17 protein-coding genes are annotated in these 24,472 nt (G+C 68.0%); 11 read left to right on the plus strand and 6 right to left on the minus strand.

The features are described from left to right. The first annotated feature begins 137 nt into the window (after window positions 1-137). The 3 genes from HNQ66_RS02820 (at window position 138) to HNQ66_RS02830 (ending at window position 3,162) form a co-directional block, all read left to right on the plus strand. Window positions 138-1,121 carry a tripartite tricarboxylate transporter substrate binding protein BugD gene (locus tag HNQ66_RS02820; RefSeq protein ID WP_184140639.1) on the plus strand — a complete coding sequence of 328 codons (984 nt, stop codon included), beginning with the start codon at window positions 138-140 and terminating at the stop codon, window positions 1,119-1,121. A gap of 62 nt (window positions 1,122-1,183) precedes the next feature. Next, window positions 1,184-1,645, plus strand: a complete 462-nt coding sequence (locus HNQ66_RS02825) for a tripartite tricarboxylate transporter TctB family protein (protein ID WP_184140641.1) — start codon at window positions 1,184-1,186, stop codon at window positions 1,643-1,645. An 11-nt stretch (window positions 1,646-1,656) separates the two neighbouring features. Continuing rightward, window positions 1,657-3,162 (plus strand): tripartite tricarboxylate transporter permease, encoded by a 1,506-nt coding sequence (locus HNQ66_RS02830; RefSeq protein WP_184140642.1) that lies wholly within the window; start codon window positions 1,657-1,659, stop codon window positions 3,160-3,162. Window positions 3,163-3,218: 56 nt separating this feature from the next. On the opposite strand, the gene HNQ66_RS02835 is transcribed toward HNQ66_RS02830, so the two are convergent. After that, window positions 3,219-3,977: a DeoR/GlpR family DNA-binding transcription regulator gene (locus HNQ66_RS02835; RefSeq protein ID WP_184140644.1), complete on the minus strand. Its 759-nt coding sequence runs from the start codon at window positions 3,975-3,977 to the stop codon at window positions 3,219-3,221. Window positions 3,978-4,202: 225 nt separating this feature from the next. On the opposite strand from HNQ66_RS02835, the gene HNQ66_RS02840 reads away from it, so the two are divergent. After that, a complete protein-coding gene (locus tag HNQ66_RS02840) occupies window positions 4,203-5,114 on the plus strand; it encodes a choline/ethanolamine kinase family protein (protein ID WP_184140646.1) in 912 nt (303 codons plus the stop codon). Next, complete coding sequence (locus HNQ66_RS02845; RefSeq protein WP_184140648.1) at window positions 5,111-7,552, plus strand: GcvT family protein; 2,442 nt, start codon at window positions 5,111-5,113, stop codon at window positions 7,550-7,552. Before HNQ66_RS02840 ends, HNQ66_RS02845 begins: the two co-directional genes overlap by 4 nt. On the opposite strand, the gene HNQ66_RS02850 is transcribed toward HNQ66_RS02845, so the two are convergent. Next, on the minus strand, window positions 7,549-8,211 hold the full coding sequence (locus HNQ66_RS02850; RefSeq protein ID WP_184140649.1) for a GntR family transcriptional regulator: 663 nt from the start codon (window positions 8,209-8,211) through the stop codon (window positions 7,549-7,551). The genes HNQ66_RS02845 and HNQ66_RS02850 overlap by 4 nt on opposite strands. 153 nt (window positions 8,212-8,364) lie before the next feature. Between HNQ66_RS02850 and HNQ66_RS02855 the strand changes: the two genes are divergently transcribed. The 4 genes from HNQ66_RS02855 to aguB are packed head-to-tail and all read left to right on the plus strand — an operon-like array spanning window position 8,365 to window position 13,382. Next, window positions 8,365-9,126, plus strand: a complete 762-nt coding sequence (locus tag HNQ66_RS02855; RefSeq protein WP_184140650.1) for a LamB/YcsF family protein — start codon at window positions 8,365-8,367, stop codon at window positions 9,124-9,126. A 5-nt stretch (window positions 9,127-9,131) separates the two neighbouring features. Then, window positions 9,132-10,727, plus strand: a complete 1,596-nt coding sequence (locus HNQ66_RS02860; RefSeq protein ID WP_184140651.1) for a 5-oxoprolinase subunit B/C family protein — start codon at window positions 9,132-9,134, stop codon at window positions 10,725-10,727. Continuing rightward, window positions 10,724-12,451 (plus strand): acetyl/propionyl/methylcrotonyl-CoA carboxylase subunit alpha, encoded by a 1,728-nt coding sequence (locus tag HNQ66_RS02865; RefSeq protein ID WP_184140652.1) that lies wholly within the window; start codon window positions 10,724-10,726, stop codon window positions 12,449-12,451. The genes HNQ66_RS02860 and HNQ66_RS02865 overlap by 4 nt, the downstream gene beginning before the upstream one ends. 43 nt (window positions 12,452-12,494) lie before the next feature. Beyond that, window positions 12,495-13,382 carry an N-carbamoylputrescine amidase gene (gene aguB / locus HNQ66_RS02870; protein WP_184140653.1) on the plus strand — a complete coding sequence of 296 codons (888 nt, stop codon included), beginning with the start codon at window positions 12,495-12,497 and terminating at the stop codon, window positions 13,380-13,382. Between the two features lie 3 nt (window positions 13,383-13,385). On the opposite strand, the gene HNQ66_RS02875 is transcribed toward aguB, so the two are convergent. Beyond that, on the minus strand, window positions 13,386-14,171 hold the full coding sequence (locus tag HNQ66_RS02875; protein ID WP_184140654.1) for a glutaredoxin family protein: 786 nt from the start codon (window positions 14,169-14,171) through the stop codon (window positions 13,386-13,388). 51 nt (window positions 14,172-14,222) lie between these two features. Between HNQ66_RS02875 and HNQ66_RS02880 the strand changes: the two genes are divergently transcribed. Then, on the plus strand, window positions 14,223-14,627 hold the full coding sequence (locus HNQ66_RS02880; RefSeq protein ID WP_184140655.1) for a MerR family transcriptional regulator: 405 nt from the start codon (window positions 14,223-14,225) through the stop codon (window positions 14,625-14,627). Window positions 14,628-14,643: 16 nt separating this feature from the next. Here the strand turns inward: HNQ66_RS02880 and HNQ66_RS02885 are convergent, their stop codons facing one another. The 3 genes from HNQ66_RS02885 to HNQ66_RS02895 form a co-directional block, all read right to left on the minus strand. Then, window positions 14,644-21,417 carry a beta strand repeat-containing protein gene (locus HNQ66_RS02885; RefSeq protein ID WP_184140656.1) on the minus strand — a complete coding sequence of 2,258 codons (6,774 nt, stop codon included), beginning with the start codon at window positions 21,415-21,417 and terminating at the stop codon, window positions 14,644-14,646. Between the two features lie 209 nt (window positions 21,418-21,626). Continuing rightward, on the minus strand, window positions 21,627-22,649 hold the full coding sequence (locus tag HNQ66_RS02890; RefSeq protein ID WP_184140658.1) for an LLM class flavin-dependent oxidoreductase: 1,023 nt from the start codon (window positions 22,647-22,649) through the stop codon (window positions 21,627-21,629). A gap of 122 nt (window positions 22,650-22,771) precedes the next feature. Next, window positions 22,772-23,350: a tyrosine phosphatase family protein gene (locus HNQ66_RS02895; protein ID WP_184140660.1), complete on the minus strand. Its 579-nt coding sequence runs from the start codon at window positions 23,348-23,350 to the stop codon at window positions 22,772-22,774. A gap of 255 nt (window positions 23,351-23,605) precedes the next feature. Between HNQ66_RS02895 and HNQ66_RS02900 the strand changes: the two genes are divergently transcribed. Further along, window positions 23,606-24,457 carry a D-amino-acid transaminase gene (locus HNQ66_RS02900; protein ID WP_184140662.1) on the plus strand — a complete coding sequence of 284 codons (852 nt, stop codon included), beginning with the start codon at window positions 23,606-23,608 and terminating at the stop codon, window positions 24,455-24,457. The last annotated feature ends 15 nt before the right edge of the window (window positions 24,458-24,472 follow it).

Here is a 24,472-nt window from a genome sequence, read left to right on the forward strand (position 1 = left end):
CAACCGGTTTACGGCGGTAAACTTGACGGGCTTTAGCCGTCGCCGCTTGCCCCGAATGCCCCATGCGTCACTGTCTTCCCAACCAGCACCGGCACGGGAGGAGCCATGCCGGCTGGTCGTTTCATCGGGAGGATTTGATGAAGAGCCTGAAGACCCTGTTCGGCGCCACGGCCGCGCTCGCCGCAACGCTGCTTGCCACCTCGGCCCTTGGCCAGACCTATCCGGAGCGCACCATCACGATGGTCGTTCCCTTCTCCGCCGGCGGGCCGACCGACACGGTGACGCGCCTTGTGGCGGAAGCCATGTCGAAGGACCTCGGCCAGCAGATCGTCGTGGAGAATGTCGGCGGGGCCGGCGGAACGCTCGGCGCCGGCCGCGTGGCGAGTGCCGATCCGGACGGCTATACCCTGCTTCTCCACCATATCGGCATGGCGACAAGCGCGACGCTCTACCGCAAGCTCGCCTATGACACGCTGAACGCCTTCGAATATGTCGGCCTCGTCACCGAAGTGCCGATGACCATCGTGGCGCGCAAGGACTTCGAGCCGACCGACCTCAAGGGCCTGATCGACTACATGAAGGCCAACAAGGATACCGTCACGGTCGCCAATGCCGGCATCGGCGCGGCGTCGCACCTGTGCGGCATGATGCTGATGAGCGCGCTCGACACGCAGTTCACCACCGTTCCCTACAAGGGCACCGGCCCGGCCATGACGGACCTGCTCGGCGGCCAGGTCGATGTGATGTGCGACCAGACGACCAACACGACCAAGCAGATCCTCGGCGGCACGATCAAGGCCTATGCGGTGACCTCGCCGGCGCGCCTTTCCAACCTGCCCGACGTTCCGACGGCGGAAGAGGGCGGGCTTTCCGGATTCCAGATCGGCATCTGGCACGGCATCTACGCGCCGAAGGGCACGCCGAAGGACATCACCGAGCGCCTGTCGAAGTCTCTGCAGCTCGCGCTGAAGGACCCGAACGTCGTCGCGCGCTTCGCCGAGCTCGGCACGGCGCCGTCCTCCGAGGCCGACGCGACGCCGGATGGCCTCAAGGCCAAGCTGGAAAGCGAAGTCGCACGCTGGAAGCCCGTCATCGAGGCCGCCGGCCAGTACGCCGACTGAGGCTTTGCGTCTGCCGGGCGGCGGCCGCGCCGTCCGGCTTCCCGGCGAGGAGAGGGGACTTCATGAGACAGTTACAATTCGACACGACGAATGCGATATGCGGGATCACCCTCATCGCGCTCGGCGGCTTCTTCATCTATCAATGCCTCGGCCTGGAGCTGGGCACCGCGCTGCGCATGGGGCCGGGATACTTCCCGCTCATCCTCGCCGTCATCCTGGCTATTCTCGGTGTCGTGGTTCTGGTGCAGGCAACGCGCGTCAGCGGCGAGCCGATAGGGCCGATCGCGCTGCGCGGCATGCTCTTCATCCTGCCTGCGCCCGTCTTCTTCGGGCTCACGGTGCGCGGCCTCGGCTTCGTGCCGTCGCTGTTCTTCGCCGCTCTCATCGCCGCCTTCGCCTCCTCGCGCATGAAGCCCCTGATGGCTGTGGCGCTGGCGGCGGCCATCACGGTCTTCTCCGTGGCGGTGTTCAGCTATGCCCTCGGCCTGCCGTTCGAGCGGTTCGGCCCCTGGACGCGGCTTTAAGGGAGACGGCCATGGATCTCATCAGCAATCTCGCGCTCGGCTTCACGACCGCCGCTTCGCCCGCCAACCTTCTCTTCTGCCTGATCGGCGTCCTGCTCGGCACGCTGATCGGCGTCCTGCCCGGCATCGGGGCGACGGCGACCATCGCCATGCTCCTGCCGATCACCTTCCAACTCGAGCCGGTCTCCTCGCTGATCATGCTCGCCGGCATCTACTACGGCGCGCAGTACGGCGGCTCGACCACGGCGATCCTCATCAACATGCCGGGGGAGTCCTCGTCCGCCGTCACGGCGATCGACGGCTACCAGATGGCCCGCAAGGGGAGGGCAGGGGCGGCGCTCTCCATTGCCGCGCTCGGCTCCTTCTTCGCCGGCACGGTCTCCACCTTCCTCGTGGCGATCTTCGCGATCCCCTTGACCGGCATCGCGCTGAAATTCGGCGCGGCGGAGTATTTCTCCCTGATGGTGGTCGGCCTCGTCTCCTCCATCGCGCTCGCGCACGGCTCCATCGTCAAGGCGCTCGCCATGGTGGCCCTCGGCCTGCTGCTCGGGCTCGTCGGCACGGATATCTATACCGGTACGCCGCGTTTCACTCTCGGGATTCGTGAGTATTCCGATGGACTTAACTTCGTCGCCGTGGCGGTGGGCGTCTTCGGCATCGCCGAGATCCTGCGCAACCTCGAAGGGGAGAAATCGCGCAGCGTCCTGATGGCGAAGGTCTCCGGCCTCTGGCCGACGCGGGACGATTTCCGCCGCATGGTCGGGCCGGTGCTGCGCGGAACGGCCATCGGCTCGGCGCTCGGCATCCTGCCCGGGGGAGGGGCGATCCTCGCAGCCTTCGCCTCCTATACGGTCGAAAAGCGTGTTGCCGCCCGGCCGGAGGAGTTCGGCCAGGGAGCGATTGCGGGCGTCGCCGGGCCGGAGTCGGCCAACAATGCGGGCGCGCAGACATCGTTCATCCCCTTGCTTACGCTCGGTATTCCGGCAAACCCGGTCATGGCGCTGATGGTCGGGGCGATGATCATCCAGGGCATCGTTCCCGGTCCCAACGTGGCGGCGGAGCAGCCGACCCTCTTCTGGGGCATCATCGCCTCCATGTGGATCGGCAACCTGATGCTGGTCGTGTTGAACCTGCCGCTGATCGGCCTCTGGGTGAAGCTGCTGACGGTGCCCTACTACGTGCTCTTCCCGATCATCATGGCCTTCTGCTCGATCGGCGTCTACAGCGTGAACTCCAACGTCTACGACCTCTATGCGGTCGCGCTGTTCGGCCTCGGCGGCTATCTCCTCGTCAAGCTGCGCTGCGAGCCGGCGCCGCTGCTGCTCGGCTTCGTGCTGGGGCCGCTGCTGGAGGAGAACCTGCGGCGCGCCATGATCCTGTCGCGCGGCGACCCGACGACTTTCTTCACGCGCCCGATCAGCGCCGTGCTGCTGGCCATCGCGCTTGCGGTCCTGGTCGTCGTCTTCCTGCCGTCGGTCAAGGCGAAACGCGAGGAAGTCTTCCAGGAAGAAGAATAACGGAAGACACCTGCGGGGACGGAAGGGGTGGCGGCGGCGCGCCGCCCCTTCTGCGTTCAGGCGAGGGCGACGTTGACGCCTGCCGTCTTCAGCGCCGCGGCGATGTCGCGGGGCGGCGCCTTGTCGGTGAAAAGATCCGTGATGGCGCCGAAATCGCAGACGCGCACGAGCCCCTGCCGGCCGAACTTCGTATGGTCCGTGACGACGACGGCGCGCCGGCCCTGCGCAAGCACGGCGCGGGCGAATTCGGCTTCCTCCAGATCGTAGTCCATCACGCCGATGGCGGCGTCGATCGCCCCCGTCGAGATGACGGCGTGGCCGACCGTGAAATGGCTGATGAACTCGATGGCCGAGACGCCGAAGGCCGCGCCGTTGTCGCTGCGCAGCTCGCCGCCGGCCATGTAGACGCGGTTGTCGTTGACGGTCGAAAGCGTGCGGGCAATGTCGGAGGAATTGGTGACGACCGTCAGGCGCCGGTGGCCGAGCAGTTCGCGGGCAAGGTAGCTCGTCGTCGTGCCGGTATCGAGCATGACCGAATCGCCGTCGCGGATCGTCGCTGCGACGGCGACGGCAATCGCCTTCTTCGCCTCGCTGTTCTCGCGCATGCGCTTTTCGAAGGGCGCTTCGCCGACGACGGAGGGCAGGGCCACCGCACCGTGCATCTTCACCACGGTCCCGTTCGTGGTCAGCGGCTTGATGTCGCGCCGCACGGTTTCCAGCGAGACGTCGAGCTGCCGTGCGAGGTCCGCGATGGTGACGGTGCCCTGCTGCTGCAGAAGCCGGAGAATATCGTTGTGGCGCTTGGAATGGTTCATGTCGTTCTGGCCCGGGAGCGGTCGCCTTCTTCATAATCCCTGACGGCGCGTCGCGCAAGAAAGCCGCAGAAACGGTCAGAAAAACAGAAAAAGCCACATTTGAGGATTGACAGCCGGTTTCTTCCGGCATGACATGAGCCCGGCCACAGCCGGCAGGATAACCGACGAACGACGCCCGGAACAAGGGTGCGAAACGTCCCGGCAGCCGCTTTCGGGAGGAAGGCGATGGAGGGGCATGTCGAAGTCGGCCGCGCCGCGGAAGACCGCATTCGGGCGCTGCCCTGCTGGCGCGGGCGCATCGATATTGCGCCGCTGAAAGGCGGCATCAGCAATGAAAGCTACCTCGTGACGGACGGAGCCGGGCGGCATGTGGCGCGCTTCGGCCGGGACTATCCTTTTCACCACGTTTACCGCGACCGCGAGCTGATGACGGCGCGGGCGGCGCACGCGGCAGGCTTCGGGCCGGAAGTGCGCTATGCCGAGCCGGGCGTCATGGTCTCGGCCTATCTCGGCGCGAAAACCTATGGGGCAGGGGACGTCGCCGCACAACGGCGGCGCGTGGCGGACCTCCTCAGCCGCTTCCACACGCGGATGCCGGCCGAAGTGAGCGGCGCTGCCTTCCTCTTCTGGCCCTTCCATGTCGTGCGCGACTATGCGCGCACCCTTGCGGCCGGCGGCAGCCGTATGGCGGCGCACCTGCCGGCCTACCTGGCGCTTGCCGACGAGCTGGAGGCGGCACAGGCGCCGCTGCCCATCGTCTTCGGCCACAACGACCTCCTGCCTGCCAATATCCTCGACGATGGGCAGCGGCTCTGGCTGATCGATTTCGAATATGCCGGCTTTTCGACCGCCATGTTCGACCTTGCCGGCACCACCTCCAATGCCGGGCTCTCGCCGGAGGAGGCGGAGGATTTCCTTGCGGCCTATTTCGGCGGTGCGCCCGATCCGGCCATCCGCCGCGCCCATTCCGCCATGCAATGTGCCTCGCTGCTGCGCGAGGCGATGTGGAGCATGGTTTCCGAGCTGCACCTTGCCGCGCCCGGCGCCGATTATGTCGGCTACACGGCGGAGAACCTCGACCGCCTCGACAGGGCGCTCGACCATTACAGAACGACATACGGAAAGAACGCACAATGACCCTGCCATCCCATGCCGAGATCGTTGTCATCGGCGGCGGCATCATCGGCTGCTCGACGGCCTATCACCTGGCGCGCGATCACAAGGCGGACGTGGTGCTGCTGGAGCAGGGCACGCTGACCTCCGGCTCGACCTGGCATGCGGCGGGCCTCGTCGGCCAGCTGCGCTCCTCGGCCTCGATCACCCGCGTGCTGAAATATTCCGTCGACCTCTACAAGGGGCTGGAAGCCGAGACCGGCCTTGCCACCGGCTGGAAGATGACGGGGTGCCTGCGCCTTGCCACCAATGCCGACCGCTGGACGGAGTTCCGCCGCCTCGCCACGACGGCGAAGAGCTTCGGCATGGACATGCACCTCCTGACGCCCCGGGAGGTGAAGGCCATGTGGCCGCTGATGGAGGTGGACGACCTCGTCGGCGCGAGCTGGCTGCCGACGGACGGGCAGGCAAGCCCTTCCGACATCACCCAGTCGCTCGCCAAGGGCGCGCGCATGCATGGCGCGCGGATCGTCGAGAACGTGCGCGTCACGGGTTTCGAGATGGAAGACGGCCGCATCGTGCGGGTGCGCACCACGCTTGGCGACATCGCCTGCGAGAAGGTCGTCAACTGCGCGGGCCAATGGGCGCGGCAGGTGGGCGCCATGGCGGGCATCAACGTGCCGCTCCAGCCCGTCAAGCACCAGTATATCGTCACGGAAAAGGTGCCGGGCCTTTCGACCGATGCGCCGACGATCCGCGATCCCGACCGCCGCACCTATTTCAAGGAGGAGGTGGGCGGCCTCGTCATGGGCGGCTACGAGCCGAACCCGCAGCCATGGACGACCGGCGACGTGCCGGACGACTGGGCCTTCCGCCTCTTCGACGACGATTTCGACCATTTCGAGCAGCATATGGTCGAGGCCATCGCCCGCATTCCGGCGCTGGAGAAGGTCGGCGTCAAGCAGATGATCAACGGTCCGGAGAGCTTCACGCCGGACGGCAATTTCATCCTCGGCGTCGCGCCGGAATGTCGCAACATGTTCGTCGGCGCCGGCTTCAACGCCTTCGGCATCGCCTCGGGGGGAGGGGCGGGCTGGGTGCTGGCGCAATGGGTCGTCGACGGCGAGGCGCCGCTCGACCTCTGGGTGGTCGATATCCGCCGTTTTTCCGCAATGCACCGCGACCGGCAATGGGTGCTCGACCGCACACTGGAAGCCTACGGCAAGCACTACACCATCGCCTTCCCGCACGAGGAATACGAGAGCGGCCGCCCGCGCCTCGTCTCGCCGCTCTACGAGCGGCTGAAGGCGCACGGCGCCGTCTTCGGCTCGAAGCTCGGCTGGGAACGGCCGAACTGGTTCGCGCCTGACGGGACGGAGCCGAAGGACGTCTATTCCATGGGCCGGCAGAACTGGTTTTCCGCCGTTGGCGAGGAGCACCGCCATGTGCGCGAGGCCGTCGGTATCTTCGACCAGTCCTCCTTTGCCAAATACGAGATGGCCGGGCCGGATGCCGGCAAGGCGCTCGACTGGATCTGCGCCAACGACGTCGCCAAGCCGGCCGGCCGCCTCTCCTACACCCAGCTTCTCAACAGCCGGGGCGGCATCGAGGCGGACCTGACGGTGGCACGGCTTTCCGACGACAGGTTCTACGTCGTCACGGGTACGGGCTTCCGCACCCACGACCTCGGCTGGATCGCCGACCACGTTCCCGCCGGCCTCGACGTCACGCTCACCGACGTGACGGAGGAGTTCGGCACGCTCTCGCTGATGGGGCCGAAGGCGCGCGACGTGCTCGCCGCCGTGACGGAGGCGGACGTCTCGAATGCCGGCTTCCCCTTCGGCCATGCGCGCGAGATCGCCATTGCCGGCGAGAGGGTGCGGGCGCTCCGCGTCACCTATGTCGGCGAGCTCGGCTGGGAGCTGCATGTGCCGATCGGCGCCACGGGCGTCGTCTTCGACGCGCTGATGGCGGCGGGTGCGCCCCTCGGCATCCGCCCGGTCGGCTACCGCGCGCTGGAATCGTTGCGCCTCGAAAAGGGCTATCGCGCCTGGGGCTCGGACATCACACCGAACGACACGCCTTTCGAAGCCGGCCTCGGCTGGGCGGTGAAGCTGCGCAAGGACACGGATTTCCTCGGCCGCTCGGCGCTGAAAGGCGCAAAGGACGAGCCGCGCCGCAAGGCCTTCGCCGGCTTCACCGTGGACGATCCCGAGATCGTCCTGGTCGGCCGGGAGACGATCCTGCGGGACGGCGAGCCCGTCGGCTATCTCACCAGCGGCGGCTACGGCTATACGCTCGCAAAGAACATCGGCTACGGCTATGTGCGCCGGGCCGAGGGGATCGACGACGCCTTCCTGAGGAGCGGCCGCTACGAGCTGGTCGTCGCCATGGAGCGCACGCCAGCGACGATCCACCTGGAGCCGCTCTACGATCCCGCCGGCGCGCGCGTGAAAGGCTAAGCGGGCTCGCAGGCGCGTTCCAGCGCCTTCAGCATCGTCCGCTCGGCAAGGTTCAGGTAGGTCTCCATCTCGGCCGCGGCGTCGTGCGGCCGGCCCGCCTCGAGGCGCGCCACGATGGTCTCGTTCATCTCCACGAAGGGCGCATGCAGGTTTTCCGGGTCGTTAAGAAGGCCGAAGCACAGCCGCAGCTCGGCGGAGATGCGCTCGTAGAATTCGTTGAGCCGGGCGCTGTCGGCAAGGTCGACGACAGCGGCGTGGAAGGCCATGTTGGCGCTGCCGACGCCGGCCCAGTCCTGCCGGTCGCGCGTGACGCGGCCTTGGTCCGCCGTCTCGCGCATGACCCTGATCGCCGGATGCTGCCCCCAGGCCTGACGCAGCGCGCCGCATTCCAGCATGCGCCGCACGCGGTATATGTCGATGATGGAGGCCATGGTGGGAACGGCGACGAAGACGCCGCGATTGGCCTCGTGGCGCAGGAGCCCGTCCTTGGTGAGCAGGCGGAAGGCCTCGCGGAGCGAATTGCGCGAAACGTCGAAACGCTCGCTGAAGGCGGCTTCCGACAGGCGCTGGCCGGGGGTAAGCTCGCCGGAGATCAGCAGCGCGCGAATGCGCCGCGCCAGTCGGTCGGCGAGCGACATTCCATCTGCATCCTCGGTCATGTCGGTCTCCGCGCCACGTTCCCGACCGCTCTAGCACGAATGGGCGAGGACCGGAACAAGGGAGGATTACGAGATATTGTTGAACAATATTGACATTCTTGTCAGGCAATGCATGATCCAGCGACCCCAAAGACGGCCGGAAGGAGACGAGAAATGGCAGCGATCGATCTCAACAGCGATCTGGGCGAAAGCTACGGCGCCTGGCGCATGGGCGACGACAAGGCCATGCTCGCCGTCGTCTCCTCGGCCAATGTCGCCTGCGGCTTCCATGCCGGCGATCCGGCGGGCATTTATCGCACGGTGAAGGCGGCGGCGGAAAACGGCGTCGTCATCGGCGCCCACGTTTCCTATCCCGACCGGGTCGGCTTCGGCCGGCGCGACCTCGACGCGACCCCCGAGGAACTGATTGCCGACGTGATCTACCAGATCGGTGCGCTGAAGGGCATCGCCGCGGCCGCCGGAACGGCGGTGCGCTACGTGAAGCCGCACGGCGCGCTCTACAACCGCATCGCCTACGACGCCCGGCAGGGGCAGGCGGTGATCGACGGCATCCGGGCGGTCGATCCCTCGCTCGTCCTGATGGGCCTTGCCAATGCGCCGATCCTCGACCTTGCACGCCGCGCAGGCCTTGCCGTCGTCGCCGAGGCCTTCGCCGACCGGGCCTATACGCCGAAGGGAGAGCTGGTCTCCCGCCGCGAGGCGGGCTCCGTGCTGCACGACGCGAAGGTGATCGCCGACCGCATGGTCGGCCTTGCCCAGAGCGGCACGCTGGAGGCCATTGACGGCAGCACGATCCGCGTCGAGGCGCAGTCGATCTGCGTGCATGGCGACAGCCCCGGCGCCGTCGCCATCGCCGAGGAAATCCGCCGCCGCTTCACGGCCGAGGGCATCGCCATCCGCTCCTTCGCCGGTTGAAGGCGATGCGCTTCCTTCCCGTCAGCCTGGACACGATCCTCGTCGAGCTTGCCGGTCTCGACGAGACGCTTGCGCTCTTCGCCTCGCTTGAGGCCGTCCCCGTGGCGGGCATCGTCGAAATGGTGCCGGCCGCCCGCACGCTGATGGTCCGCTTCCGCCCCGGACGGCTGACGCCGGAGGCGCTGGCGGCAAGCCTTGCCACCCGCGATCTTTCCGCCAAAGCCGCGCCCTCGGAGCATCTGGTGGAGATCCCGGTGCGCTATGACGGGGAAGACCTCGGCGACGTCGCGGAATTGACGGGCCTTGCCGTGGCGGAGGTCGTCCGGCGCCATACGGAGAGCGAATTCACCGTCGCCTTCTGCGGCTTCGCGCCGGGCTTCGGCTATCTCGTCGGCGGCGATCCGGCCTTGCATGTGCCGCGCCGCAGGAGCCCGCGCACCCGCATTCCCGCCGGCTCGGTGGCGCTTGCCGGCGCCTTCAGCGGCGTCTACCCGCAGGCAAGCCCCGGCGGCTGGCAGATCATCGGCACGACCCCGCTGAAGATGTGGGATATCGCGCGCGACCCCGGCGCGCTGTTCCAGCCCGGCTATCGCGTGCGCTTCTTCGACATGGAAAAATCCGGCAAGGCCGTCAGCCTTCCCGCTCCCGCCGTCCGTCCGGCGCGCACGATCCCGGCCGATGCCCCGCAGTTCACGGTGCTGGCCGCGCCCATGCCGGCGCTCTTCCAGGACCTCGGCCGCTTCGGCCAGACGGGGCAGGGGGTCTCCGCCTCCGGTGCGCTCGACCGCGGCGCCTTCAACGCGGCGAACCGCATCGTCGGCAATCCGGTCAATACGCCCTGCCTCGAACTCACCCTCGGCGGCTTTTCCTTCGAGAGCAATTGCCGCGCGGTGATCGGCCTTGCCGGCGCGCCGTCCCTCGTCATGGTGCGCGATGCCGCCGGCCGGACCCACGATCATCCGGCCTTCCGGCCCATCGCGCTGGAGCCGGGCGATGTCGTGACCGTCGGCCATCCGACGCGGGGCACGCGGTCCTATCTTTCCGCGCGCGGCGGCTTCGACGTGGCGCCGGTGCTGGGAAGCGCGGCAACCGATACGCTCGCCGTCGTCGGGCCCGAGCCGGTGACGGCCGGGAGCGTGCTTGTCCTGCGCGGCGGGGACGGGCTCTCCAGCGTTTCCATGGACGAGCTTGCCGCCTTCGATCCGCCGGCTGCCGGCGAGGTGGTGACGCTCGATGTGGTGCTCGGGCCCCGCACCGACTGGTTCACGCAAAAGGGCATCGAGACGCTGGCAGGCCAGCTCTGGCAGGTAACGCCGCAGTCGAACCGCGTCGGCATCCGCCTTGCCGGCGACGTGCCGCTGGAGCGCAGGGACAGCGCCGAACTGCCGAGCGAGGGCACGGCGACGGGCGCAATCCAGGTGCCGCACAGCGGCCAGCCCGTGCTTTTCCTCGCCGACCATCCGCTGACCGGCGGCTATCCCGTCATCGGTACGGTCGCGGACCACCATCTCGATCTCGCCGGCCAGATCCCCGTGAACGCCCGCATCCGTTTCCGCCCCATCGCGCCCTTTGCCGAGATCGGCGTCAGGAGAGAGCCATGAAGAAAGTGCTGATCGCCAATCGCGGCGAGATCGCCGTGCGTATCCTGCGCGCCTGCCGGGATTACGGCCTGCAGTCGGTCGCCGTCTATGCCGACCCGGATGCGGACGCGCTCTTCGTGCGCCTTGCCGACGAGGCCTATGGGCTTGGCGGCGTGCGCCCGGCGGAAACCTACCTCGATATCGAAAAGCTGATCGCCATTGCGAAAAGGGCGGGCGCGGACGCGGTGCATCCGGGCTACGGCTTCCTTTCCGAACGGGCGGAATTCGCCCGCGCCGTCATCAATGCCGGCCTCGTCTGGATCGGCCCGGACCCTCAGGTGATCGAGGCGCTGGGCGACAAGGTCGAGGCGCGGCGCATCGCGTCGAGCGTCGGCGCGCCGCTCGTCGCCGGCAGCGACGGGCCGGTTTCATCGGCGGCCGAGGTGATCGCCTTCGCCGAGCGGCACGGCCTGCCGGTCGCCATCAAGGCGGCGCACGGCGGCGGCGGACGGGGCCTCAAGGTGGCCTGGAAGCTGGAAGAGGCCGCCGATCTCTACGAATCCGCCGTGCGCGAGGCGACGGCCGCCTTCGGCCGCGGCGAATGCTTCCTCGAACGTTTCCTCGACCGGCCGCGCCATATCGAGGCGCAGGTGCTCGCGGACCGTCACGGCAACGTGCTGGTGCTGGGCACCCGCGACTGCTCGCTGCAACGGCGCAACCAGAAGCTCATCGAGGAGGCGCCCGCGCCCTTTCTTTCCGCCGATCAGCGCGAAAGCATCCATTCGGCGGCCAAAGCCATCTGCGCGGCGGCCGGCTATTGCGGCGTGGGCACGGTGGAATTCCTGCTCGGCGCGGACGGCACCATCTCCTTCCTCGAGGTGAACACCCGCCTTCAGGTCGAGCATCCCGTGACGGAGGAGACGACCGGTATCGACCTCGTCGTCGAGCAGTTCCGCATTGCCGAGGGCCTGCCGCTCCGCCTCGACGAAACGCCCGCGCCGCGCGGCCATTCCATCGAGTTCCGCATCAATGCGGAGGACCCCGGCCGCGGCTTCCTGCCGACACCCGGCAGCATCACTACCTTCGATCCGCCGTCCGGCCCCGGCATCCGCCTCGATAGCGGCGTTACCGCCGGCTCGACGGTGCCGGGCGTCTTCGATTCGCTGATGGCCAAGCTGATCGTCACCGGCGCGACGCGCGAGGAGGCGCTCTGCCGCGCCCGCCGCGCGCTCGCCGAATTCCGCATCGAGGGCGTGGCGAGCGTCCTGCCCTTCCACCGCGCGGCCGTCGACAGCGCGGATTTCATCGGCCGGGACGGGTTCAGGGTCCATACCCGCTGGATCGAGACGGATTTCACCGAAATGCCGGACGCCATGGCCCGGCCGGAGCCGGTCGAGGACGCCGGGATGGTCCGCACCCATATCGAGATCGACGGCAGGCGGGTCTCGCTCGCCCTGCCGGCGCTCCTCCTCGCAGGGCTCGGCGCGGCCGGGGAGGGGAGGGCTCCCGCCCCCGCTTCCGGCATAGCGGCGCAGGACGCCATTCCCGCTCCTGTCTCCGGCACCTTGCAGGCCTTCCGCATTGCCGATGGTGCGACCGTTGCCGCGGGCGACCTCGTGGCGGTGATGGAGGCGATGAAGATGGAAACGCAGGTTCTTGCGCCGAAGGCTGGACGGCTTCGGTTCCGGGTGAAGGAAGGCGACTACGTTCAGGCCGGCGATGCGCTGATGGCATTCGAGGGCTGAACCGTCTACGATGCGGCAATCGCGGAAAGAGGGAGTGTCCGCAATGCGCAATGTCACCGTGGCCGCCACGCAGATGGCCTGCATCTGGGACGAGAAGGCCAATATCGAACGGGCCGAACGGCTGGTGCGCGCGGCGAAGGCGAAGGGCGCGGATCTCGTGCTGATCCAGGAACTCTTCGCCGCGCCCTATTTCTGCCAGGACCAGATCCACGATTTCTTCGCGCTCGCCCAGCCTTTCGAGGGCAATACGCTGATCGCGCATTTCGCGCGGCTTGCCGCCGAGCTCGGCGTGGTGCTGCCGGTGAGCTATTTCGAGCGCGCGGGGCAGGCCTATTTCAACAGCCTCGCGGTGATCGACGCGGACGGCAAGTTGCTCGGCAACTACCGCAAGAGCCATATACCGGACGGGCCCGGCTATACGGAGAAATTCTATTTCTCGCCGGGCGATACCGGCTTCAAGGTCTGGCAGACGCGGGCGGGCTGCATCGGCGTCGGCATCTGCTGGGACCAGTGGTTCCCGGAGGCCGCCCGCTCCATGGCCCTGCAGGGCGCGGAAATCCTGCTCTATCCGACGGCCATCGGCTCCGAGCCGCACGATCCGCAGCTCGATTCCTCCGGCCACTGGCAGCGCGTCATGCAGGGCCATGCAGCTGCGAACCTGATGCCGCTGGTCGCCTCGAACCGGATCGGCACGGAGGAGGGGCGGAACGGCACTGAGATCACCTTCTACGGCTCGTCCTTTATCGCCGATCCGACCGGCGCCAAGGTAGCCGAAGCCGATCGGGTAACGCAGAGCGTGCTGACGGCGACCTTCGACCTCGACGCGATCGCCCACCAGCGCCGTTCCTGGGGCCTTTTCCGCGACCGCCGGCCGGAACTCTACGGCCGGCTTGCCACGCTCGACGGGCACACGGAGGCCGCGGCCCGCTGAGTGCTACATGGCGTGGCCACCGATGAAGCCGAGCGCTCCGGCCGCCATCCATACCGCCATGGCGACCATCATCAGGTTCTCCGTCAACGAGACGAAGCCGAGCGGTACGTTGCTGGAGCCGCCGACACAGGCGCATTTCAGTTCGCGCCGGTCGATATAGACCGCCTTGAACACCGAGACCGCGCCGATGGTGCCGATGAAGAGGGCGATGGGCACCGACAGCCAGGTGAGCGCACCTGCCGCCATCAAGATGCCGGCAAGGCCTTCCGCATAGGGGTAGATGTAGCCATAGGGTACCCAGCGCTTTGCCAGGAGGTCGTAGTTGAGGAACATGGTCGAGAAGGTCTCGACGTTCTGGAGCTTCTGCATGGCGAGCGCCACCATGGAGAAGGCGATGAACCATTCGGCCGCGCGAAGGGTAAACGGCGAGCCGCTTGAGGCGAAGCTCGCGGCCATTGCGGTGAGCGCCGTCAGCGCGAAGAGCACGACGACCGGGCGGTAGCTCGTCGCCTTCGGGTCGGCGACGGGCTTGCCGAGAAAGCGGCGCAGATCGTCGTAGCCGCCGATGCGGGCCCCGTCGATGAAGACCTGCGGCGTGGTTTCGACCTCATGCTCGGCCTTGAAGGCATCGGTTTGCGCGCGGCTCTTCAGGTGCCGGTCGTCGACCGCATAGCCGGAGCGGCGCAGGAGGTCCTTCGCCTTCAGCCCGTAAGGGCAGGTGTGGCTCGGCATCACCATGCGGTAGAGGGTGGCCTTGCGGCCGGTGGAAGTCCGGGTCCTGTCCAACATCTCACGTCTCCTGTCTTGTGAAATCGTTGGCAAGACCATAAGTTCCGTACCATGGTACGGAGTCAACACCTCGAAGACCTGACGATCGGAAAATTCGCCGCGGCCGCGGATGTCGGCGTCGAGACGGTGCGTTTCTACCAGCGCCGGGGCCTGCTTTCGACGCCGCGGCGCATCGACGGCATCCGCCGCTACGGCTCCGCAGACGTCGCGCGCCTGCGCTTCATCCGCCAGGCGCAGGCGGCGGGCTTCACGCTGGAGGAGATCCGGCGCCTGCTCGATCTCGATTCCGGCGAGGACCGGGCGACGGTGCGGGAGATGGCGGCAAAGCGCCTTGCCGAGCTCGACGCGCGCATGGAGGCCCTGCAGCAGGCAAGGACCTCGCTGCAGACGCTCGTCTCGGAATGCGCGGTGGGCAGGACGGGGCCGTGCCCTATCCTGAAGTCCTTCGAGGCCTGAGCCGGCGGATACCGGCTCAGATTTCCAGATAGGACGAGATGATCGCCGCGACGTCGGATTGCGGGTCGCTTTCCGTCTGGACCTCGTCCGCCGCGGGCGCGGCGATGTCGCCGGTGCTCGACACGCTGAAGGCCGAGACGCCGGAGGCCTGCGGCAGGGCGGCGATCTGCGAGGAGGTCATCGAGGCGAGCTGGCCCGGGGTGAAGGCGCCCGCCTGCTCGACCGTGAGGCCGGCGAGGGCCGCCGTATGCAGGCCCGATATCGCCTCCGACCCCAGCGCCAGGATCTGGTCGACGGAAAGGGCGTTGAGGTCGTCGGAGCCGAGCGCGGCCGCCTGCGTGGCGGTCAGCGCGCCGACCTGCTCGACCGAGAGGGCGCTGACCTGGCTGGAACTCAGGGCGCCCATCTGGCCATAGGTGAGGGCGGCGATCTGGCTGGTCGAAAGGGCGGCGATGCTCTCCGTCGACAGCGATCCCATGACGGCCGTCGGCAGGCCCCGGATCGCCCCGATGCCGAATGCCGCCAGTTCTTCCGTCGAGATGGTCTGCATCTGTGCCGTCGTCAGGCCGGCAACGCCCGGCTGGGTGAGCGCCCCGATCTGGGCCAGCGAAAGCGCTTCCACCTGGTCGGTGCTGAGGGCGGCGACCTGCGCGCTGCTGAGGCCGGCGATCTGCCCGGTGCCGAGCGCGGCGATCTCGGCTTCCGAGAGCGTCGCGAGATAGGCGGGCGGGAGGCCCTTGATCGCCGCGCCGCCGATGGCGGCGAGCTTGGCGGGCGTCAGGGTATCGAGCGCCTGGCTGGAAAGTCCGCCGAGCGCGGCGGCGCTAAGCGCCGCGATCTGGCTCGTCGAGAGTGCATCGGCCTGTGCGAGGGTGAGGCCGGACGCCTGCAGGCCGGTAAGGCCGGCAAGGCCGCCCGGGCTGAGGGCCGCGATCTGCTTTGCCGTCAGGGCCGCGATATCCGCCACGCCGAGCGCGGCCACCTGACGGGAGGTGAGAGCCGCGACCTGGCTCGTCGAGAGCGCAGCGACCTGCGCGGTGGAAAGAGCCGCGATCTGGCCCGTCGTCATGCCGCCGACGCCGGCGGGGCTGAGCGCCTCGATCTGCTCCGGCGTGAAGCCGGAAAGGATCGCCGACGACAGGCCCGCCATGGCCGAGGAGCTGATCGCCGCGATCTCGGCGGTCGTGAAGAGCGCGATGTCGTCGGCATCGAGCGCACTGACCTGCTGGGAGGTGAGCGCGCCGATCTGCGTTGCCGTCAGCGCCTCGATCTGATCGGCGCTGAGCGCGGCGATCTGGCTGGTGGAGAGGCCGGAAATGCCGCCCGTGCCGAGCGCGGCGATCTGGCCCGTGGAGAGGCCGGCGAGCGTGGCGGTCGAAAGGCCGACGATGGATCGCGAGCCGATCGCCGCCATGTCGGCGGTGGAGAACAGGGCGATCTCGGCGGAGCTGAAGGCTGCGAGCTGCTGCGAGGTGAGCGCGCCGACCTGCGCTGCCGTCAGCGCCTCGGCCTGCTCGCTGGAAAGGGCGGCGATCTGGCCGGTGGAAAGGGCGGCGATGCCGTCGGTGCCGATCGCTGCGATCTGTGCGGTGGAAAGGGCGGCAAGGTCGTTCGCGTCGAGCGCGCCGATCTGAACGGAGCCGAGCGCCGCCATCTGGCTGCTCGTCAGGGCTTCGAGCTGGCCGCTGCCAAGAGCGTCGATCTGCGCGCTGGTGAGGCCCGCGACGGCAAGCGCGGCGACCTGCGCGTGGCTGAGGCTTGCCACGGCCGCCGTCGTGAGGCCGCCGACCGCCCGCGAATCGATGGCGGCGATGTCGGCGGGCGAGAAGGCCTGAAGGCTTCCGGTGCCGAGGGCGGCGACCTGCGCCGAGGTCAGCGCGGCGACCTGCGTGGTGGTCAGCGCCTCGGCCTGCGCGGTGGAAAGGGCCGCGATCTGATCCGTCGTCAGGCCGACGATGCCCGCCGACCCGAGGGCCGCGATCTTCGTCGACGAAAGCGCGGCGATGCCGTCCGTGCCGAGCGCGGCCACCTGTTTTGAGCCGAGAGCCGCTATCTGCGCCGTCGTCAGGCCCGCGATCTGCGCGCTGGAGAGCACGTCGATCTGGGCGCTCGTCATGCCGGCAAGGCCGGTCGGTCCGAGGGAGGCGATCTGCTCCGTCGTCAACGAGGCGAGCACGTCGGTCGAAAGGCCCGACATGGCGCCCGAGCTGATCGCCGCCATGTCGGCCGTGGAGAAGGTGTCGATGTCGTCCTTGCCGAGGGCTGCGATCTGCCGCGAATTGAGCGCGGCGACCTGCGTGGGGGTCAGCGCTTCGGCCTGTGCGGTGGAAAGGGCTGCGATCTGGTCGGTCGAAAGGCCGGCGATGGCCGCGTTGGAGAGCGCGGCGACCTGGGACGGCGTCAGGGATGCGATGTATTCGGTGCCGAGATTGGCGATCTGGCGCGCGCCGAGCGCGGCCACCTGCGTGGGCGTCAGCGAATCGAGCTGCTCGCTGGTGAGCGCGACGATCTGCCGGGAGGTGAGGCCGGTGATGGCGCCCGTGCTGAGGGCGGCGATCTGCGCGGTCGAAAGGGAGGCGATGGCTTCGCTCGAAAGCCCCGCGATGGCATCCGAGCCGATGGCGGCGATATCGCGGGTCGAGAAGGTGGCGATCTCCTCGATGGAGAAGGCGGCAAGCTGCGTGGAGCTGAGCGCGCGGGTCTGGTCGGAGGTCAGCGCCTCGGCCTGCGCGGTGGAAAGGGCGGCGATCTGGCCGGTGGTGAGGCCGGGGATGCCCGCGGTGCTGATGGCGGCGATCTGTGCCGTCGAGAGCGCGGCTATGGTGTCCGTCGAAAGGCCGGCGATCGCGCCCGCGCCGATGGCGGCGATCTCCTGGGTGGAGAAGGTCGCGACATCGTCGGCGCCGAGGGCGGCGAGCTGCGTGGAACTGAAGGCGGCGATCTGCGTGCGGTTGAGGGCCTGGGCCTGCGTGGTGGTAAGCGCCACGAGCTGTTGCGTGGTCATCGCGGCGATGGCGGACGCGCTGATGGCGGCGATCTGCGCGGTCGAGAGCGAGGCGATCGTCGCCGGCGAGAGGCCGGCAATCGCATCCGCGCTGATCATCGAGATATCCTTCGTGGAGAAGGCGGCGATGTCGTCGGTGCCGAGCTCGGCGATCTGCCTGGACGTGAGCGAGCCGACCTGGACGGCCGTCAGCGCCTCGGCCTGCGCGGTGCTCATCGCCGCGATCTGCTGCGAGGTGAAGCCGGTGATGCTGCCCGCGTTGAAGGCGGCGATCTGCATCGTCGTCAGCATGCCGATCTGGTCGGTGCCGAAGGCGGGAACCTGCGAGGAGGTGAGGGCGGCGATCTGGTTGCTGCGGAGCGCCCTGATCTGGCTGCTGTCGAGGGTGGCGATCTGGCCGGAGGTGAGGCCGGCGATGCCGGCGGCGCTGAGCGCGGCCATCTGCGTCGTGGAGAGCGCCGCGATGTCGCCGGTGGTGAGCGCTGCGATCTGGCCGGAGGTGAGGGCGGCGATCTGTCCGGTCGTCAGTGCCGCGACCTGGTCGGTCTGCAGGGCGGCGATCTGGCCGGTGGAGAGCCCGGCGATGGCCGACGCGCGCAGCGCCGCGAGCTGGGCCGAGCTGAGCACGGTGACGTCATGCTCGAGTGCGGCGGCCTGCGCGGCCGTCAGGGCCGCGATCTGCGCGGTGGAGAGCTCGCCGACCTGCGTGGAGCTCAGCGCCTCGATCTGGCCTGTCGTGAGGCCTGAGAAGGCGCTGGTGGTGAGCGCGCCGATCTGTTCGGAGGTGAGCGATGTGAAGACGTCGGGATCGAGACCCGTGACGGCGCGATTGCTGAGGGCCGCGATCTGCGCGTTGGAAAGCGCCTGCATGTCCTGGGTGGTGAGGACCGCGGTCTGCACGGAGGTGAGGCCGCTGATCTGGCTCGTCGAGAATGCGGCAAGCTGGCTCGTCGACAGCGCCTCGATCTGCTCGGCCGTCATCCCGGCGAGCGTGTTGCGGTTGACGGCGGCGATCTGTGCGGTGGAAAGGCCGGCGAGGGCGGCCGGATCCAGCCCCGCGATGGCCTTGTTGGAGATCGCCGCGACGGCCGTGGTGGAAAGGACCGCAAGATCGGCCGAGGTGAGGGCGGAAAGCTGCGTCGCGGTGAGGGCCTTGACCTGCGCGGTGGAAAGCGAGGCGACCTGGGTCGTGGTGAGGGCGCCGATCTGGTCGGCCGTCAGCCCGCCGATCAGGTTGGCGCCGATGGCGGTGATCTGCGCGGTGGTGAGCGAGGCGACGAAAGCGGTGTCGAGCCCGGCAAGCTGCGTCAGCGTCAGGTTGCCGATCTGCGCCGTGGTGAAGGCCGCGATCTGGCTTGCCGAAAGCCCGGCAAGGCTTTCCCTGTCGAGGCCCGGGATGGATTTCGAGTTGATCGCGGCGATGTCGTCGGTGGAGAAGGTGGCGATGCCGTCGGGACCGAGCGCCATGATCTGGCTGGAGCTCATGCCGCGGATCTGGTCCGGGTTGAAGGCCTCGATCTGCGCGGGGGTCAGGGCGTCGAGCTGGACCGTGGTGAGGCCCGCGATGGCGTTCGAACCGAGAAGCGAGATCTGTTCCGTGGTAAGGGCCGCGATGGCGTATGTCGGCAGGCCCGACATGCCCTTGCTCGAAAGGGCGGCGATCTGCTGCGCGGAGAGCGCGGCGAGCGCCGCCGTGTTGAGGCCGGCGACCTGCGCGGCGCTGAGGGCCCCGACCTGCGCGGTGGAAAGATTGCCGATCAGGTTGGAGCCGATGGTATACATCTGGATCGGCGTGAAGCCCGCAAGGCCGGCAAGGCTGAAGGCGGCGAGCTGATTGCCGGTAAGGCCCGCGATGGCCTCGGTGCGGATGCCCGAAATGGCCCGGCTCGACAGCGCGGCGATATCGGCGCTGGAGAAGGTCGTGAACGCTTCCGGCGCCATGGCGGCGATCTGCGCGGCATTCAGATATCGAACCTGCGCCGGCGTGAAGGCCTCGACCTGGTCGATGCCGAGGGCGGCGATGTGCGCGGACTTGAGGGCGGTGATCTGGCCGGATGTCAGCGCGGCGATCTGCCCGGTGCTGAGGGCGGTGATCACGTCGGTGCCGAGGGCGGCGATGGCACTGTTCTGGATGGCCGCGATATCGGTGCTGGAAAAGCCCTCGAAGGAGGCCGGGCTGAGGGCACCGATCTGCCCCGCCGTCATCGCCCTGATCTGGCTCGGGCCGAGCGCGGCCGCCTGCTCGACGTCGAACTGGCTGACCTGTGCGGTCGAAAGGCCGCTGATGGACTTCACGTTCAGCGCGGCGACCTGCGCAGTCGTAAGGTTGGCGATGGCGCCGGTGCCGAGGCCGGACAGCGCATTTGCCGAGAAGGCGGCGATGTCGGCCGGCGAGAAGGCCGCGATGGTCTCGGAATTGATGGCGCTGGTCTGCGCAGCGGTGAAGGACTTGACCTGCGTGGGCGAGAAGGCATCGAGCTGCGAAAGGTCCAGCGCACCGATCTGCGCCGCGGTCAGGCCCCGCACCGCGTTGGCGTTGATCATGGCGATCTGGCCGACGGAGAAGGAGGACAGGTTCTCCGGGCTGAAGGCCGCGATCTGCCGCGCGTCGAACGCGTTCACCTGGGTCGGCGTCATCGCCTGGACCTGCTCGGGCGTCAGCACGGCGATCTGCGCGGGGGTGAGCCCCCGCACGGCCTTGGGCGCGATGGCGGCGATGCTTGCGTTCGAGAGCCCCTTGATGGCCTCGATGCTGAGGGCGCTGATCTGCGCCGCGCTCATCGAGCCGATCTGCGCGGGCGTCAGGGAATCGACCTGTTCGGGCGAAAGGGCTGCGACCTGCGCGGCGGTGAGGCCTTCGACCGTCTTCAGCGACAGGGCGGCGATCTGGTCTTCGGACAGCGAGCCGATCATGTCGGCCTTGAGGCCGGAGACGGCCCGCGAGGAGATCGCGGCGATATCCGCAAGCGAGAAGGTGGCAAGGCCCTGGGTGCCGAGGGCGGCGATCTGCTGGGCGTTGAGGGCCGCGACCTGCAGGGGCGTCAGCGCCTCCACCTGCGACGTGCCGAGCGCCGTCATCTGCGTGGAGGAGAAGCCGGTGATCGCGCTGGTGCTGAGGGCCGCGATCTGCGCTTCGGAGAAGGCGGAGATGGCGGCGGCGCTGAGGGCGCCGATCTGCGACGACGTGAGAAGGGCGACCTGCGCGGTCGTGAGTGCCGCGATCTGGTCCGATGTGAGGGCATCCGCCTGCGTGCGGCTGAGGCCGGCGACGGTCAGCGGTGCCAGCGCGCTGATCTGCGCGGTGGAAAGGCCGGCAAGGACGGCCGGGCTCAGGCCCTGCACGGCCTTGTAGCTGATCGCCGCCATGTCCTCGGTGGAGAAGGCGGCAAGGTCTTCGGGATCGAGCGCGGCAAGCTGGGCGGCGCTGAGGGCCTTGACCTGCGCGGCCGTCAGGGCCTCCGCCTGGTCGGAGGAAAGCCCTTTCACCTGACCTGTTGTGAGGCTCGAGACCTGGTTGGTCGTCAGGCTTTCGATGGCATATTTGTCGAGCGCGCCGATCTGCTCCAGCGACAGGCCGATGATGGCGCCCTGCGTGATCGCGCCGATCTGCCCGGAATTGAGGATGCCGATGTCCTCCGTTTCCAGCGCAGCGATCTGCGAGGAGGAAAAGGCATTGATCTGGCCGGTGGAAAGCGATGCCACGTCCTCCGTCGTCCAGTCCTTGATGGCGGCCGCCGAGAGCAGCTTGATCTGGCTGATGCTGAGGGAGGAAACGATCGACGTCATGGGCAAAGTCCTGAAATAGGAAAACGAAAGAACAAAAATCCACGGGTTCGGCAGATTGCTCGATACAGGGGTGAGCTTGTCCGAGCCTGAAGCCCGGCGGAGTTTGTGCCGAAGGTGGGAAAAGTGTGTTCTGTCGCGCGCTTGCCGCCAGGCCGGAAATGCCCTGCCCGAAAAGGAAACGCCGCGGAATGGCTTCCGCGGCGTTTTCGTCAGCGCCAGCCGAGGGCCGGCGCGACGTGCTTCAGGATCGCCTCGATGACATGGGCGTTGTATTCGACGCCGAGCTGGTTCGGCACGGTCAGGAGCAGCGTGTCGGCCTCGCGGATCGCCTCGTCGGCGGCAAGCTGGTCGATCAGCTTGTCCGGCTCGTCGGCATAGGACCGCCCGAAGATCGCGCGGGTCTTGTCGTCGATGAAGCCGATCGAATCCTGCTCCTTGCCGCCGCGGCCGAAATAGGCCCGGTCGCGGTCGTCGACGAGGGCGAAGATGCTGCGGCTCACGGACACCCGCGGCGTGCGGCTGTGGCCCGCTTCCTTCCAGGCCTCGCGATAGGCGCGGATCTGTGCTGCCTGCTGGACATGGAAGGGCTCGCCCGTCTCGTCGTCCTTGAGGGTCGAGCTCTGCAGGTTCATGCCGAGCTTTGCGGCCCATTCGGCGGTGGCGTTGGAGCCTGCGCCCCACCAGATGCGCTCGCGAAGCCCTTGCGAATGCGGCTCGAGGCGCAGGAGGCCGGGCGGGTTGGGGAACATCGGCCGCGGGTTCGGCTCGGCGAAGCCTTCGCCCTTCAAGACGTCGAGAAACACTTCGGCATGGCGGCGGCCCATGTCGGCATCGCTCATGCCCTCCTGCGGCTGGTAGCCGAAGTAGCGCCAGCCGTCGATCACCTGCTCGGGCGAGCCGCGGCTGATGCCGAGCTGGAGGCGGCCTTCGGAGATGAGGTCGGCCGCGCCGGCGTCCTCGGCCATGTAGAGCGGGTTCTCGTAGCGCATGTCGATGACAGCGGTGCCGATCTCGATCGTCTTCGTGCGCGCGCCGACGGCGGCCAGCAGCGGGAAGGGAGAGGCGAGCTGGCGGGCGAAGTGATGCACCCGGAAATAGGCGCCGTCCGCGCCGAGCTCTTCGGCCGCCACGGCAAGGTCGATCGACTGGAGAAGCGTGTCGCCGGCCGAGCGGGTTCCGGATTGGGGGGAGGGTGTCCAGTGCCCGAAGGAGAGGAAACCGATTTTCTTCATGGTGTCAGCCTCGACGCTATGCGTCCGTTGGAGGGAGTGTTGGGCCAAACATGGTGGATCGCCCCCGGCTTGAAAAGCCGCTCCCGGAGAACGGTGCGTTCACAGATCGAGGCCGATGGGCCTCAGACCGCCATGCGCAGTTCCGCCTCGCGGCCGAGTTCCGTCATCCACTCAACGAATTGCGGGCGGGCCTTGACCTGTCGGCCGTAGTGGCGGGCGAGCGCGGCGGTGAGGTCGCCCCTGCGGCCGAGCAGCGTATCGGCGAAGCCGACCATCTGCGAATTCGGCCAGGCCTGCGGGCGGATCGTCACCAGCCGCTCGAAGAGGCTGTCGGCGGCCTCGCCGGGGTTTGCCTGCGCCATCAGCGTCAGCATCGCGGCCGTCGAGCGCGACACGCCCATATGGCAATGGACGAGGATGTGGCCGGCCGCATCGGCGTCCTGCCGCGTGGAGAATTCCTCGCCGAAGCGCAGGATCGACTCAACATGATGCGGCGTCGGCATGGTGCGGCCGGGCAGAGCGTCGATGATGTCATGGAAGCGCAGGACGGTGCGATGATGGGTCCCGTAGGCGCCGAACGCTTCCAGCTCGGCACGTTCCGGGTCGATCAGCGAGAGGACATGGGTCACGTTGCGAGTGCTGTGGCCGCCAAGCTCCTCGATCCCGCAAACAGTGAGTTCGGGAGAAAAAATCACATCCATCGTCGTCTCTTTCACTTCTGTGCCGGAGGGCATGGCCTCAAGGGCGGATCGCGCGAAGCGCCTTGCCCATCATGCCCGGCGAGGCGGCAAAAACAAGACGTGGCGTCGGCCCGCCTTCGCTTTCTTTTCGATAACATATTGAAAATGCTTATATCAGTCCATTTCTGCATGGGCTTTTGTCCAAATTGAATTGGCATGCGGCGGTAAGTCCCGCCAATGTCCGACGCACGGCAAGCGAGGCGTGAAGAGGACCATATGGGCAGGATCGTTTACGTCCACGGGCAGTTCGTCCCGGAGGAAGAGGCGCGGATCGGGCTTTTCGACCGCGGCTTCCTGTTCGGCGATGCCGTCTACGAGGTGACGGCGGTGATCGCCGGGCGCATGATCGACAACGACCTGCATCTGGCCCGCCTCGAACGCTCGCTCGGCGAGCTGGATATCCGGCTTTCCCTGTCGCGTGCCGATATCGAGGCGGTGCAGGCCGGGCTGATCGGCCGCAACGCACTTTCGGACGGCGTCGTCTATCTCCAGGTCTCGCGCGGCGAGGCGGACCGGGATTTCTTCTATCCCGGGGCGATGGAGCCGAAGTTGATCGGCTTCACGCAGGCAAAGACCCTGACCGGCACGAAGGCGCAGGCCGAGGGCATCGCGGTCGATCTCCAGCCCGATCCGCGCTGGCACCGGCGTGACATCAAGACGACGATGCTGCTCGGCCAGGTGATGGCCAAGCAGGCGGCGCGCGGGCGCGGCTTTGCCGACGTCTGGCTGGTGGAGGACGGCGTGGTGACGGAAGGGGCCTCGTCCACCGCCCACATCGTCACCCATGACGGCCGCATCCTCACCCGCGCCGCGTCTGAGGCGACCCTGCCGGGCTGCACGCAGCGCGCCCTCGCGCGGCTCTGCGAGCGGCACGGCCTGCGGATCGAGGAACGCGCCTTCACGCCGAAGGAGGCGCGGGAGGCGGCCGAGGCGTTCCAGACATCGGCCTCCAGCCTCGTCACGCCGGTGGTGCGTATCGGCGACCAGGCGGTCGGCGACGGGCGGCCGGGACCGATGACGCGCAAACTCCAGGCCCTCTATCTGGAAGCGGCCGGCGTTCCGGCCTAAAAGGGCAGGAGCGGA

The sequence above is a fragment of the Shinella fusca genome, from assembly GCF_014203155.1.
GTDB classification, from domain to species: domain Bacteria; phylum Pseudomonadota; class Alphaproteobacteria; order Rhizobiales; family Rhizobiaceae; genus Shinella; species Shinella fusca.